Annotated in this window: 15 protein-coding genes; 2 read left to right on the forward strand and 13 right to left on the reverse strand. The window is 71.5% G+C overall.

Going from position 1 to position 13,289, the window contains the following annotated elements; translation table 11 throughout:
• Nucleotides 1–399: a sirohydrochlorin chelatase gene (locus tag MXD61_RS22180; protein WP_163550675.1), complete on the forward strand. Its 399-nt coding sequence runs from the start codon at nt 1–3 to the stop codon at nt 397–399.
• Here the strand turns inward: MXD61_RS22180 and cobA are convergent.
• From cobA to MXD61_RS22200, 5 genes are all read right to left on the reverse strand, one after another.
• The gene (gene cobA / locus MXD61_RS22185) at nt 371–1,936 is read right to left on the reverse strand and encodes a uroporphyrinogen-III C-methyltransferase (RefSeq protein ID WP_248815368.1); all 1,566 of its coding nucleotides are present in this window, start codon (nt 1,934–1,936) and stop codon (nt 371–373) included. The two genes, MXD61_RS22180 and cobA, sit on opposite strands and share 29 nt — an antisense overlap.
• Before the next feature lie 19 nt (nt 1,937–1,955).
• Nucleotides 1,956–2,627, reverse strand: a complete 672-nt coding sequence (locus tag MXD61_RS22190; protein ID WP_163550282.1) for a phosphoadenylyl-sulfate reductase — start codon at nt 2,625–2,627, stop codon at nt 1,956–1,958.
• Between the two features lie 183 nt (nt 2,628–2,810).
• A complete protein-coding gene (locus tag MXD61_RS22195) occupies nt 2,811–4,511 on the reverse strand; it encodes a nitrite/sulfite reductase (protein WP_248815369.1) in 1,701 nt (566 codons plus the stop codon).
• Nucleotides 4,512–4,571: 60 nt separating this feature from the next.
• Nucleotides 4,572–4,763 (reverse strand): putative leader peptide, encoded by a 192-nt coding sequence (locus MXD61_RS29020; RefSeq protein ID WP_374629370.1) that lies wholly within the window; start codon nt 4,761–4,763, stop codon nt 4,572–4,574.
• Nucleotides 4,764–5,000: 237 nt separating this feature from the next.
• Nucleotides 5,001–5,942 (reverse strand): helix-turn-helix transcriptional regulator, encoded by a 942-nt coding sequence (locus MXD61_RS22200; protein ID WP_248815370.1) that lies wholly within the window; start codon nt 5,940–5,942, stop codon nt 5,001–5,003.
• 435 nt (nt 5,943–6,377) lie between these two features.
• Here MXD61_RS22200 and MXD61_RS22205 point away from each other — a divergent pair, with 435 nt between their 5' ends.
• On the forward strand, nt 6,378–6,887 hold the full coding sequence (locus MXD61_RS22205) for a response regulator transcription factor (protein WP_248815371.1): 510 nt from the start codon (nt 6,378–6,380) through the stop codon (nt 6,885–6,887).
• Between the two features lie 39 nt (nt 6,888–6,926).
• On the opposite strand, the gene MXD61_RS22210 is transcribed toward MXD61_RS22205, so the two are convergent.
• The 8 genes from MXD61_RS22210 to MXD61_RS22245 form a co-directional block, all read right to left on the reverse strand.
• Entirely contained in the window at nt 6,927–7,778 is an 852-nt protein-coding gene (locus MXD61_RS22210) for a menaquinone biosynthetic enzyme MqnA/MqnD family protein (protein ID WP_163547773.1), read from the reverse strand.
• Nucleotides 7,775–8,023: a hypothetical protein gene (locus MXD61_RS22215; RefSeq protein ID WP_225438086.1), complete on the reverse strand. Its 249-nt coding sequence runs from the start codon at nt 8,021–8,023 to the stop codon at nt 7,775–7,777. The genes MXD61_RS22210 and MXD61_RS22215 overlap by 4 nt, the downstream gene beginning before the upstream one ends.
• Nucleotides 8,023–8,271 carry a hypothetical protein gene (locus MXD61_RS22220; protein WP_248815372.1) on the reverse strand — a complete coding sequence of 83 codons (249 nt, stop codon included), beginning with the start codon at nt 8,269–8,271 and terminating at the stop codon, nt 8,023–8,025. Before MXD61_RS22220 ends, MXD61_RS22215 begins: the two co-directional genes overlap by 1 nt.
• A gap of 14 nt (nt 8,272–8,285) precedes the next feature.
• Nucleotides 8,286–9,434, reverse strand: a complete 1,149-nt coding sequence (gene mqnE, locus MXD61_RS22225) for an aminofutalosine synthase MqnE (RefSeq protein ID WP_248815373.1) — start codon at nt 9,432–9,434, stop codon at nt 8,286–8,288.
• A gap of 86 nt (nt 9,435–9,520) precedes the next feature.
• Nucleotides 9,521–9,769 carry a hypothetical protein gene (locus MXD61_RS22230; RefSeq protein ID WP_163547780.1) on the reverse strand — a complete coding sequence of 83 codons (249 nt, stop codon included), beginning with the start codon at nt 9,767–9,769 and terminating at the stop codon, nt 9,521–9,523.
• A 121-nt stretch (nt 9,770–9,890) separates the two neighbouring features.
• Nucleotides 9,891–10,658 carry a UbiX family flavin prenyltransferase gene (locus tag MXD61_RS22235; RefSeq protein WP_248815374.1) on the reverse strand — a complete coding sequence of 256 codons (768 nt, stop codon included), beginning with the start codon at nt 10,656–10,658 and terminating at the stop codon, nt 9,891–9,893.
• Between the two features lie 19 nt (nt 10,659–10,677).
• Entirely contained in the window at nt 10,678–11,628 is a 951-nt protein-coding gene (mqnP, locus tag MXD61_RS22240; protein ID WP_374629374.1) for a menaquinone biosynthesis prenyltransferase MqnP, read from the reverse strand.
• Entirely contained in the window at nt 11,625–13,076 is a 1,452-nt protein-coding gene (locus tag MXD61_RS22245; RefSeq protein ID WP_163547770.1) for a menaquinone biosynthesis decarboxylase, read from the reverse strand. Before MXD61_RS22245 ends, mqnP begins: the two co-directional genes overlap by 4 nt.
• Nucleotides 13,077–13,289 lie beyond the last annotated feature (213 nt).

Below are 13,289 nucleotides of genomic sequence, written 5' to 3' on the forward strand. Positions count from 1 at the left end.
ATGCGGGGACTTCTGGTGATCGGACACGGCTCCCGACGGTGGGAGGCGAACGCCACTGTCCGTGAGCTTGCCCGCCAACTGGCGGACGACCAGCGCTGGGAGGCGGCCGTGGCGGCGTTCCTGGAGGTGAGCCACCCCGATATCGCCGAGGGCTATGGCGTGCTCGCCGCGGGCGGCTGCACCGAGATCATCGCCTACCCGTTCTTCCTGTTCGACGGGAACCACACCCATCGTGACATTCCCGCGGCGTTGGAGGCGGCCCGCGAGAGCCATCCGGCGACCCGCTGGGTGCTGTCCGAACCGCTGGGTCTGCACGCCTGCGTCATCGAGGCCGTCCGGGCGCGACTCGCCGACACCCTGGTGCGCACGGCTAGTTCAGGGGATCGCGACTCGCGGTGACGAAGTCGGCGACGGCGGCGGCGAGCGGATGGACACCGGGTTCGGCGGGGACGATGTCGACGCGGATTCCGGCGGCCTCACAGGCCTGCGCGCTGCGGCGGCCCATCGCGGCGACCAGCAGGTCGGGGGGTAGCGGGCCGTAGAGCTCGGCGGTGCCGCGCACCGCGGTCGAGGAGGCGAAGGCGGCCACGTCGAAGTCGCCGTGGCGCAGTTCCTCAGCGATACGGGGATCGGGTTCGGCGGCCACGTCGGTGAGCAGGGTCAGCCGCCGCACGGACCAGGCGTGCTCGGCCGGGCCCAGGTCCGGTTCGGCGCCGGCCACGGCCAGCACGGGGGGCGGGCCGGGGGGGCGGGGCTCGGCGTTCAGCTGGGCGCGCAGGTGCGTACGGGGGACGCTGGCCAGGCCCAGGGAGTCGAGGGCCTCGCGGGCGGATGGGCCGGCGGCGACGAGGGTCTGGCCGGCGAGGGCGCGAACGTCGGTGCCCGCGGAGCGCAGCAGGCTGACCAGGGCGGCGACCTCGTCGGGGTCGGCGAGCAGGATCGCGTTCACGCCGTCGAGGGCTGTGAGCAGGGCAGCGGCGGCGTCGTCGCCACCGGCGGGGGCGGGACGGGCGACGACGGTCTCCACCGCGTCCGCGCCGAGTGCACGCAGGCGGCGGGCCAGCAGGCCGGGGCGGGGACGGGTGCGGGCGACGAGAACCCGAACGCCGACGAGCGGGCGGGACGCGACGGCGGGGGTGGGGGTGGCGGTGGGGGTGGCGGCGGGGGGAACGGCGGCATCGTTGCGGGCGGCTACCTCGCCGATGACGATGACGGCGGGTGAGCGGACGCCGGCGGCGATCGCGTCGACGGCGAGGCCGTCCAGGGTGGTGCGCAGCACGCGTTGGGCGGCGGTACCGCCGCGTTCGATCACGGCGACGGGGGTGGCTTCGGGGCGTCCGCCGTCGAGCAGGGCCTCGGTGATCGCGATCAGGCGGGCCACGCCCATCAGGATGACGAGGGTCGCGCGGGACGCGGCCAGGCCGGGCCAGTCCACGGTGGAGTCGGGATGGCCGGGGGCGAGGTGGCCGGAGATGATCGCGATCTCCTGGGCAACATCACGATGAGTGACGGGGATGCCGGCCAGGGCGGGAACGGCCAGGGCTGAGGTGACGCCGGGCACCACGGTGCAGCGCACGCCGGCGGCGGCACAGGCCTCGGCCTCCTCGCCACCGCGGCCGAGCACGTACGGGTCGCCGCCCTTGAGGCGCACGACCCGCGCGCCGGCCCGCGCCCGCTCCACGAGCAGCGCGTTGATCCGCTCCTGGGACCAGGACGGCGCGGTGGCACTCTTGCCGACATGGATGATCTGGGCCGGGGGAGCACCGTCCGGGGAAGCACCGTCCGGGGAAGCACCGTCCAGGACTGCCAGGGCCAGGCGGTCGACGACGATGACGTCGGCGGTGGCGAGCAGGTCGCGACCGCGGACCGTCAGGAGTCCGGGGTCGCCGGGGCCCGCTCCGACCAGCCAGACTTCACCCGCTGCGTGTCCGTCCATCACGGCAGGCAGGTTATCTCTAGTGGATGCCGCACTCGGTCTTGGTGCTGCCGACCCAGCGTCCGGCCCGGCCGGCGCCACGCTGGGTGCAGGGGGCGCAGCCGACCGAGTCGTAGCCGTCGGACAGCAGCGGGTTCACGATCACGTTGTGCTCGGCGACGTAGCGGTCGACGTCGGCCTCGGTCCAGGCGGCCAGCGGGTGGATCTTCACCTTGCCGCGCCGGGCGTCCCAGTCGACGACCCGCAGGTTCGCCCGGGACGCGGATTCGGCTCGCCGGGAGCCGGCGGCCCAGGCGCGGTAGGGGGCCAGCGCCCGGTCGAGCGGGATGACCTTGCGCATCCGGCAGCACAGGTCGGGGTCGGTGCGAAACAGGTCCCGGCCGTGCACGGCGTCCTGGCCGACGACGGTGAGCTGCGGGCGGGCGCTGATCAGCGGAACGTCGTAGGTCGCGGCGACGGCGTCCCGGGTGCCGATCGTCTCGGCGAAGTGGTAGCCGGTGTCGACGAAGACGACCGGAATGTCCGAGCGTATCCGGGCGAGCATGTCCACGAGGACCGCCTCCGCCATGGACGCCGCGACCACCAGCTTGGGGCCGAACTCCTCGACGGCCCAGCCGAGGATCTCCTGCGCCGGGGCGCCTTCGAGCTCGTCACCGGCTCGCAGGGCCCGGGTCTTCAACGCGGCGTCCATCTACGGTCGTCTCCTTCGTGGTGTCCGCTCGTGCCGTGCTGTCTGCTACCAGGGCTGTCAGGCTGAGGCGGAAGGCGCGTTGGCATGATCGACATGCCCAGTGCCCGTGCTCCGGCTCGGGGACGAGGGTCTCCTCGCCGCAGTACGGGCAGTAGAACGGGACGGCCCGGGCGCTGCCGGCCATCAGCTCCCGCCACCGGTCAGCGCGGACTCGTCGGCACGCTGGGCCCAGTCTGCGAAGCTCTCGCTGTCGTCACGTTCGGCCTGGTAGGTGCTGAGCAGGCCGGTGACGTAGTCGAGCAGGCCGTCCGCGGTGACCTTCAGACCGCGGGACTTGCGTCCGAGCCGCGAGTGGGTGCCCAGATGCCCGCCTAGGTGCACCTGGAAGCCCTCGACCATCTCGCCGGCGTCATCCGGGACGAGTGAGCCCTTCAGGCCGATGTCAGCGACCTGGAAGCGTGCGCAGGCGTTCGGGCAGCCGTTGATGTGGATGCCGATCGGCTCGTCGAAGCCGGGCAGGCGCCGCTCGAGTTCGGTGATCAGGTCACGGGCGTTGGCCTTGGTCTCGACGATGGCCAGCTTGCAGAACTCGATGCCGGTGCAGGCCATCGTGCCGCGGCGGAACACGCTGGGGTTCACCACGAGGTCGAGTTCCGCGAGGGCTGCCTCGAGCGGGTCGACCTGCGCGTCGGGGACGTCGAGGATGACGAGCTTCTGGGTGGTGGTCGCCCGGATGCGGCCCGCGCCGTGGCGGTCGGCGAGGTCGGCGACGGTGCGCAGGATCGTCCCGGTCAGACGACCGGCGCGCGGGGCGAAACCGACGGCGTTGCGTCCGTCGCGCTGACGGTGCACACCGACGTGGTCGCGGCCCTCGTTGCGAGGCGGCGCCGGCGGCGAGCCGTCGGGCAGCGCGGCGGTGAGGTACTCCTTCTCCAGGGTGGCCCGCACCCATTCGGCGCCCATGTCGGCGACGAGGAACTTCAGCCGGGCCCGGGTCCGCAGCCTGCGGTAGCCGTAGTCACGGAACAGGCGGGCGACACCGTGCCACACCTCGGCGACCCGCTCCGGTGGGACGAACGTGCCCAGGCGCACGGCGAGCATCGGGTTCGTCGACAGTCCCCCGCCGACCCACAGGTCGTAGCCGGGGCCGAGTTCGGGGTGCACGACCCCGACGAAGGAGATGTCGTTGATCTCGTGCATGGCGCAGTGGTCGGCGCAGCCGGAGATCGCCGTCTTGAACTTGCGGGGCAGGTTCGCCAGCGTCGGATCGCCGATGAAACGCTCGACGATCTCGTCGATGACGGTGGTGCCGTCGATGACCTCGTCCCCGTCGACACCGGCCAGCGGGCAGCCGAGGATGACGCGGGGGGTGTCGCCGCAGGACTCAGCGGTCGTCATCCCGGCACCTTCGAGCGCGCCCCAGATCGCGGGGACGTCCTCGATCCGAATCCAGTGCAGCTGGATGTTCTGCCGGTCGGTGACGTCGGCGACGTCACGGCCGTAGCGGGTGGAGATGTCGGCGATGACGCGCAGCTGGTCGGCGCTCATCCGGCCTCCGTCGAGACGGATCCGCTGCATGAAGTAGGAGTCGTCGAGCTCCTCGGGTTCGAGCACCGCGGTGCGTCCGCCGGAGATCCCCGGCCGGCGCTGGGTGTAGAGCCCCCACCAGCGGAACCGGCCGCGCAGGTCCTGCGGGTCGATGCTGTCGAAGCCGGTCTTCGGGTAGACGTTGAGGATGCGCTCGCGCACCTCCAGGCCGCCCTGGTCCTTCTTCATCTGCTCGTTGGCGTTGAGCGGCTCGGTGTAGCCCAGCGCCCACTGGCCCGCGCCCTTGGGACGGGACGAAGGCGCGGCGGAACGGGCCGGACGGGCAGCAGAAGGCATGAATGATCTTTCGACGCGCGGGGATGCGCGGCACCGTCGACACGGCACCGCGCGGGGACGTCAGCGGGAGCGGCGACAGCCGGCGCTGGAAACCCGCAGCAGGTCAACGTGCAGACGGGCGACGAGCATCGGCTCGATCACCAGGCACGGGGCTGCGGGGGACGACACAACGCCGCGCCGGAATGCGATGGCGACCGAACGGCCAGCCCTACGCACAACCGGCGCCCCGAGGGTGAGGGCGCGCGCGACCACCCCGTCATGCTTCCACAGATGTGGAGCCGATGGGTGGGTTGTGAGGCCTCTGACGTCAGGTGGCCGCAGATTGACCCACCCAAGGGTGGGCAAAACGGGTGAAAAAGCTACGACGGTGCTACTACAGCGCCGCGATCAGGGATCGACGCAGGACGACAAAACCTACTCTACCCCACCGGTGGGAAAAATGAACAACGCGCGGGATCCGGGGCTGGGCAGCCGTCAGGGCCGGGGTGGTCAGACTGGAGGATGGAAGGCGTGGGACAGTCCGGCCTGCGGGGACAGCGGGCGACGGCTGTCCCCGCCGAAGCGATCGATGCGGCCCTTCACCAGCGCGATGAGGCGGGGCTGGCTCGCTCGCCCACCGGGCGCCGTGAGCATCTCGGCCAACGCCTGGGTGGCCGCGTCCGCGCCGGCCGACTGATCGAGGTCAGCCCAGCTCTGCTCCGCGACATCGCCGGCGCTGGCGATGTCGCTGGCGATGTCGCTGGCGCTGGCGCTGCGGGCGGCGGCGTCGATCAGGTCGTTGACGGCGAGGGTCCAGGCCCGCAGGCCCTCGTGGCCGGTGAGCTCGGTGAACACGGCCGCCTCCAGGCAGCAGGTGCTCGCGCCGGCGAGTTCGTCCACATCCAGCAGGGAGATCGCCAGCAGGCCGGCGAGGTGACCGGCGAGCATGAACAGGCGGAACTGCTGGTGTGGAAGCAACGGTGTGCGCAGCAGGGTGTCGACCACGCTCTGGTGATCGAGCACGAGCGCGGTGACGTCCACCGGGTCAAGACCGTCGGCCCGGGCGATGAGGTCAGCGACAAGGCGGTCGAGGTAGTCCAGCTCGCCGTCACTGCGGCGATGGTCGAGCAGGTCGGACACGCGGCGGCGCGACTCGGCCTCCGGATCGGGACCACGCCGAAGCCGCTCGGCCCGGGCTGCGACGGCGGCCTCCCGCAGATCGATCAGCGCGCCGCCGGCCTCAAGCGCCGCATCCACCGCGGCCATCACCGGCCGGGCCGGGATGCCACGGCTGGGCTGCTCCAGCTGGGCGACGTACTGACGGCTGTAGCCGGTGCGTGCGGCGAGCTCGTCACGGGTCAGGCCACGCTCACAGCGTCGCCGACGTACCTCGCCGGGGAGCAGGTCCTCGGCGGTCGCCGTGCCGTGACGGCCTCGGCTCCGTTGCCGCATCTGCGCTGTCCTTCCGGCACGCCCGGCCGGGCCATCCGGCTGGATTCACTTATAGTGATCAGATTACTCCATGGAGCACCCTTGTAGGCTAGAGGCAGAAAGTCCCATACGCGAGCGATCGCAATAATTACTCTAAGTAATCACAATGCGGGGCGCGATGGGGCGGAGCGGGGGCGGGCCGGCCGCCCACCGCCGCATTATGCCGGCTATCTTGTGTTCTCGTTGGGAAACAAGAGGGATGGTGTCGAAGTTCCGCCGGAAACATTGAGAATCCCGGCGAGCCGACCTGATCGGAGTATTCCGCCAGGTGTCACACCATGCCTCCGTGCGATGTCATGGGTGCGATGTCATGGGTGCGATGTCATGAGTGCCATGCCCGGCTCGGCAGGTATCGCGATGATGACCGGTCTGGGTCATCCTCGAAAACCATCCCGAATGACGATGCACATGGTCGACCTGCGCGCGTACAAAAGAATGGTGGATACCGGCCGTCTGATGGACGCCCGCGCTGTTGGGCCAAAGCCCGGCGAGGCCACGACCGATCCCGGCTCGCCGGTCGCCCCGGGCCCATGCCGGGTCGTCGTCGCCGACGACGCCGACGGTGTGCGTGACCTGCTGTGCCTACTACTCGGGACCGAGCCGGACTTCACCGTCGTCGGCGTGGCCGCCGACGGTGCGCAGGCCATCGACGAGGTGCATCGCACCGATCCGGATCTGGTGCTGCTCGATCTCGCGATGCCGGTCCTGGACGGTATCGGTGCGCTGCCTCGGATTCGGCGTATCGCGCCGCGGGCGGTCGTCGTGATTTTCACCGGTTTTTCGGAGGAGACCCTGCTGGATCAGGTACTCGCCCTCGGCGCCGACGCGCTCCTGGAAAAGGGCCTTGCCACCGGTCCGCTGGTCGACCAGCTGCGGCAGTTGTACGCGGCCCGACGGCCGGCCTGAGCAGAGCCCAGACTCGGAGCAGCTCAGACTCGGAGCAGCTCAGACCTGGGCGAAGGTCATGGTCCGTAGCGGCGGTACGTCGCCGCGGCGGGCGGCCCGGGCCGCGAAGGCCCGGATGCCGGCCTGTTGCCGCTCCCCCAGGGAGAAGTCCAGCGTGGTGAAGTAGCGGGCGAGCGTCGCCGGGTCGAACACCTCGAACCGGGCCGCCCGGGCCGCGACCGCCGCCACGTCGCCGAGCGCGAGGTCGAGGCCGGCGCGGAAGGCGTCATGCACCTCCTTGACCACCCCGGGGTGCTGGTCGGCGAAGGACCGGCGGGCCGCCCACACCGCGAACACCATCGGCAGGCCGCTCCAGTCCCGCCAGGCAGCGCCCAGGTCGATCAGACCAAGCGGATGCGCCGCCCCGTCCCGCTCGGCCTCGTAGGTCTCCCGCAGCGCCACATCGCCGATGATCACCGCCGCGTCCGCCTCCCGCAGCATCAGCGGCAGGTCGGGCGGCATCGTCACGTAGGTCGGGGTGAGGCCGTGCAGTTCCTCCAGCAGCATCCGCGCCAGCAGCACACTCGTCCGGGACGTGGAGCCGAGCGCGACCGTGCGCACCTCGGCCAGCGGCACCGCCGTGCTGAGCAGCACGGACAGCACCGGCCCGTCCGACCCGACGGCGAGATCCGGCAGGACGACCAGCTCGTCGGCATGGCGCAGGTACTCGACCAGGCTGATCGGCCCGATATCCAGATCACCGGCGACAAGCGCCTCGGCCAGCCGGTCCGGGGTGTCCTTGGTCAGTTCGAGGTCGAGCAGCGCGCCCGAGTGGACCAGCCCCCAGTACAGAGGCAGGCAGTTCAGGAACTGGATGTGCCCGACCCGTGGCCGCGCCGGCCCGCTGTTCAACGCTGCCCGCCGTGCCGGTTCTCCATCGCGTCGATGACGGCCCGACGTTGCCGCAGCGCCAGCGGGTAGCTGGCCAGCCCACTGATCGCCAGCGCCAGCAGGAAGGCGAGCAGGCCGCCGAGCCCGAGCAGCAGCACGACGGCCAGCACCACCCCGAACAGCAGTGCCCGCACCGCGAAGTACCGCACGTTGATGGCCAGCAGCCCGCGCTGTGGCCGTGGGCCGGGCCGGTTGGGCCACTTCATCAGGACCTCCGTTTTCTCGCCGGCACCCAGCCGAGGCGGCGCAGCACGGTCGGGAAGAAGCCCAGCCCGACGAGGACCGCGAGCAGCCCCAGCAGGGCCGCCGGGCCGATCGGCACCCCGACCCAGGCCAGCAACGCGTCGACCGCGATGCCGGGGACGAGAATGACCACGAACGCCAGCGCGAACACCCACCCCGTGCCCGGCGCCCCCGGCGGGCGGGACGGATACCGCGGGTTGCTGCTCACCATCGTGACGGCCCGCCTCAGGCGTCGATGGCCGTGGCGACCTCGCGGCGGGCCGGATCGGGCCCGTCGTAGGCGCGGATCTCCCGGTAGCGGGTGTCCCGCTCGACCGGCCGGAACCCGGCGTCCCGGATGATGCCCAGCAGGTCCTCGCGGGTCATCGTGGTCGGGGTGCCGAACCGGTCCGCGTCATGGGTGATCTTGTACTCGACGACGGAACCGTCCAGGTCGTCAGCACCGAAGTTCAGTGCGAGCTGGGCGGTCGTGAGGCCGTGCATCACCCAGAAGCACTTGACGTGGTCGATGTTGTCGAACAGCAGCCGGGAGACGGCGAAGGTCCTCAGCGCCTCGGCACCGGTGGCCATCGGCTGGTTCATCAGCCGGTTGCGCGGGTCGCCGGCCGCGTCGTGCTGGAACCGCAGCGGGATGAACACCGCGAACCCGCCGGTCTCGTCCTGCAGTTCACGCAGCCGCAGCACGTGGTCCACCCGGTGCCGGGGCTCCTCGATGTGGCCGTAGAGCATCGTGCACGGCGTGCGCAGCCCCTTGGCGTGCGCGAGCCGGTGGATGCGCGACCAGTCCTCCCAGTGGGTCTCGTGACCGACGATCTTCTGCCGGATCTCCCAGTCGAAGATCTCCGCGCCGCCGCCGGTGAGCGACTCGAGGCCCGCGTCGATCAGTTCGTCGAGGATCTCGTCGGCGGGCAGCCCGCTGATCTTCTCGAACCAGTGGATCTCGGTGGCGGTGAACGCCTTGAGCGCCACCCCCGGCAGCGCCTTGCCCAGCTCGCGCAGTGAGCGCGGGTAGTAGCGCCACGGCAGGGTCGGGTGCAGGCCGTTGACGATGTGCAGCTCGGTGATGCCGGCCGGCTCCATCTCCTTCGCCAGCCGGACGGCCTCCTCGATGCGCATCGTGTACGCGTCGGACTCGCCGGGCTTGCGCTGGAACGAGCAGTAGGCGCAGGACGCCGAGCACACGTTGGTGAGATTCAGGTGCCGGTTGACGTTGAAGAACGTCCGGTCGCCGTTCTTGCGGGTGCGGACGTCGTGCGCCAGGCCACCCAGCCAGGCCAGGTCGTCGCTGCCGTACAGCGCCTCACCGTCGGCCCGGCTCAGGCGCTCACCGGCCGCGACCTTCGCCTCGATCTCCCTTTTGAGCCCAGCATCCATACGCTCCAGACTAGCCCGATCGTCGCCCCGCTCCGCCTGTCCCGGCACGGCTGCCCCATCACAGCCCCCCTCGTCGCAGGGGTTCACTACTGGCGGTCGCGCCTGGCCGCCCGCCGCTGCAACCGCCCCAGCGGCCAGGTCAGCAGCCCCGCCACGACGAACCCGATCAGCACCGCCAGCAGCACGCTCACCCCCACGAGCGCCAGAACCACCGTGACCAGCACCAGCACCGCCAACCGCGCCACGAAGTACGGCAGCTGCGCCCGCAGATCGACATCGGACGGCGGGGCCGCCTTCGCCTTCGCCTTTTTCTTCGCCGAGTCGCCGCCCGCCATATCCGTCACCCTCGCCTGTCCAGGAACGCCTCGCCTGTCCAGGAACACTGTGCTCCCTCGGAGGCTGGTTCCGCCAGGGACTCTCGGGGCGCCAGGGAGTCTCGGGGCGGCTGTGGGGCGATCAACGGCTTGGGTGCCCCCGGTCGCCAGCCGGTTCCGCGGAACCGTTTCGGGGCTGTGTGTCGCCGCGGGCGGCGCCGAGTTCGCCGGACCACCGGCGGTAGAGCGCGTGCGGGACACCGGCTGCGTCCAGGACTCGTCCGGCGACGAAGTCGACCAGGTCGGCGGCGTCGCGGGCGCCCGCGTAGAAGCCGGGGCTCGCCGCGGCCACGACCGCGCCGGCCTCGTGCAGGGTGAGCATGTGCCGCAGGGTCGCCCCGGTGTAGGGCATCTCGCGGGGGACGACAAGCAGGCGGCGGCCTTCCTTGAGGGTCACGTCCGCGCAGCGTTGGAGCAGGTCCTTGGACAGGCCGAGGGCGATGCCGGCGAGGCAGGCGGTGCTCGCCGGGACCACGATCATCCCGCGGGTGGGGTAGGAGCCGCTGCTGGGCCCGGCCGCGAGATTGCCGGGGGCGTGCACCCTGACCTGCGCCGCGAGCAGTTCCCCGAGCCTGGACGCCGCCCCGGGTCCGGACGGGACAGCGGAGGTGGCAGCGGAGGTGGCAGCGGAGGTGGCAGCGGAGGTGGCAGCGGCGCCGAAGGGGGCGCGGAGCCAGGCGGTCAGGACCGGCGGCCAGGCGCTGTCGTGCCAGGCGAGGCCGGTCTCGTCCAGCAGGGTGAGGCGGGCGGCGCGGGAGAGCACCAGGTCGACCGGATGGCCGGCGGCGAGCAGGCCGCCGAGCACCGCGGCGGCGTACGGGGTGCCGCTGGCGCCGCTGACCCCCACCACCCAGGGCACCCTCGGCACGTCAGACCGACAGACCGCGGCTGAACAGGTCGGCGACGGCGAAGGCGAACAGGGCGATGCCGACGAAGCCGTTCGCCGTGAGGAAGGCCCGGTTGACCCGGGAGAGATCGTTCGGGGAGACGATGGCGTGCTCGTAGGAGAACGCGGCCGCGGTCACGGCGAGGCCGGCCCACCAGAACGCGCCGGTTCCCTCCATCAGGCCGTACGTCACGAACAGGGCGAACGTGACGATGTGTGTGACCGTCGAGCCGATCAGCGCGCCGCGGATCCCGAACCGGGCCGGGACCGACCGTACGCCGATGCGGCGGTCGATCTCCGCGTCCTGGCAGGCGTAGATGAGGTCGAACCCGCCGATCCAGGCGCCGACGGCGAGGCCGAGCACGACGGCAGCCCACGACCAGTGGCCGGAGACGGCGATCCAGGCACCGACGGGGGCGACGGCCTGGGCGATGCCGAGGACGGCGTGCGGGAAGTCGGTGAAACGCTTGGCGTACGGGTAGACGACCAGGGGGGCGACGGCGACCGGCGCGAGGGCCAGACACAGCCAGCTCAGCATCGCAGCGGTGGGGAGGAACACGGCGAGCGCGACCACCGAGCCGACCACGGCGGTGCGCACCGACACCGCGCCGGTGACCAGTTCCCGACCGGCGGTGCGCGGGTTGCGGGCGTCGATCGCCCGGTCGATGATCCGGTTGGCGGCCATGGCGAAGGTACGGGCGGCGACCATCGCGATCGTGACCAGCCCGAGGTCCGTCCAGTGCACCGAGCGGGACGCGTCGAAGCAGGCGGCCAGCGCCGCGATGTAGGCGAACGGCAACGCGAACACCGAGTGTTCGATGACGACCAGCCGTAGGAACGCCCGCACGTGGCCCAGTTCGTGCTGCTCGCCGCCGCCGCCGGAGGAACCGGACAGGCCGCCGGACGGTCCAGGCAGGAAGGTCGCGTCACTCACAGGCCGTACTCCTTCCAGCGCCGGGTGACCCGGTCGCGTACCGCGGCATCCATCACGATCTCCTCGGGCCAGCCGCCGTCCCGGCGGTAACCCTCGGTCGGTAGCTTGCGGGTCGCGTCGACCCCGACCTTGCCACCCCAGAACTGCTCGTACGAGGCGTGGTCGAGATGATCGACCGGGCCGATCGTGGTGAGCAGGTCATGGGCGTAGTCCACATTGCCGAACGCCCGCCAGGCCACCTCGTGGTAGTCGTGGACGTCACAGTCGGCGTCGACCACGACGATCAGCTTGGACAGCGACAGCAGCCCGGCGCCCCAGATGGCGTGCATCACCTTCTGGGCGTGCTTGGGGTAACGCTTGTCGATCGAGACGATGCAGCAGTTGTGGAACACGCCGGCTTCCGGCAGGTCGTAGTCGACGATCTCGGGAATCATCATCCGGATCAGCGGCAGGAAGATCCGTTCGGTGGCCTTGCCCATCGGCCCGTCCTCCTGCGGCGGGCGGCCGACGACGATCGTCTGGAACACCGGCTCACGCTGCATCGTCATCACGTCGACGTGCAGCGCCGGGAACGGCTCGACGGGCGTGTAGAAGCCGGTGTGGTCGCCGAACGGGCCCTCGGGCAGCCGCTCCCCCGGCTCCAGCCAGCCCTCGAGCACGATCTGCGCGTTCGCCGGCACCCGCAGCGGGACGCTGCGGCAGTCGACCATCTCCACCCGCTCGCCGCGCAGGTAGCCGGCGAACAGGTACTCGTCGATGTCGGCGGGCAGTGGGGCGGACGCGGCGTAGGTGACCGCCGGGTCGCAGCCGAACGCGATCGCCACGGGGAGCCGCTCGCCGCGCCGCTCGGCGACGGCGTGGTGGGCGTTGGAATCCTTGTGGATCTGCCAGTGCATGCCGACGGTGCGGGCGTCGTGGCGCTGCAGCCGGTACATCCCGAGGTTGCGGGCGCCGGTCTCGGGATGACGGGTGTGGGTCAGCCCCAGGTTGAGGAAGGCGCCGCCGTCGCTCGGCCAGGCGTGCACCCCGGGCAGGCGGAACAGGTCGACGTCCGACCCTTCGAGAACGACGTCCTGGCAGGGGGCCGTGCGCACCCGGCGCGGCGGCAGTGACGTCAGCGACGCGGCCTTGCCCAGGGCGTCGCGCAGGCCGGACAGGCCGACCGGTAGTTCGGGGCGCAGCAGGGCGGCGATCCGCTCGCCGATCTCGTCCAGACGCTCGACGCCGAGGGCCGCGGCCATCCGCGCCTCGGTACCGAACACGTTGATCGCCAGCGGCATGTCCGACCCGAGGGGGGCTTCGAACAGCAGCGCCGGGCCGTGCTCGCGCACCACCCGGGTGACGATCTCGGTGACCTCCAGCCTGGGGTCGACAGGCACCGACACCCGTCGCAGGTCACGCCGCCGTTCGAGGTGCGCGAGAAACGCGCGTAGATCCGCCCAGGCCATTGCCCCATCCTCGCAGCCGGCACCGACAACCGTAGGATCCCCCACCACCGGTGACGATCGGCGCACCCAGCGCTGCCGGTCGGGGCGACGCCGACGACGCTGTTGCCAACCGGCCGGACGCGACCCCGGGAGGAGGGGCACACTAGGGATACACGGGCCGGCCATCTTCGCGACACGTGCACCCTCCGGGGGCCGCCTTCGGGCAGCCGCGGA

This window comes from Frankia sp. AgPm24, from assembly GCF_023243055.1.
GTDB classification, from domain to species: Bacteria; Actinomycetota; Actinomycetes; order Frankiales; family Frankiaceae; genus Frankia; species Frankia umida.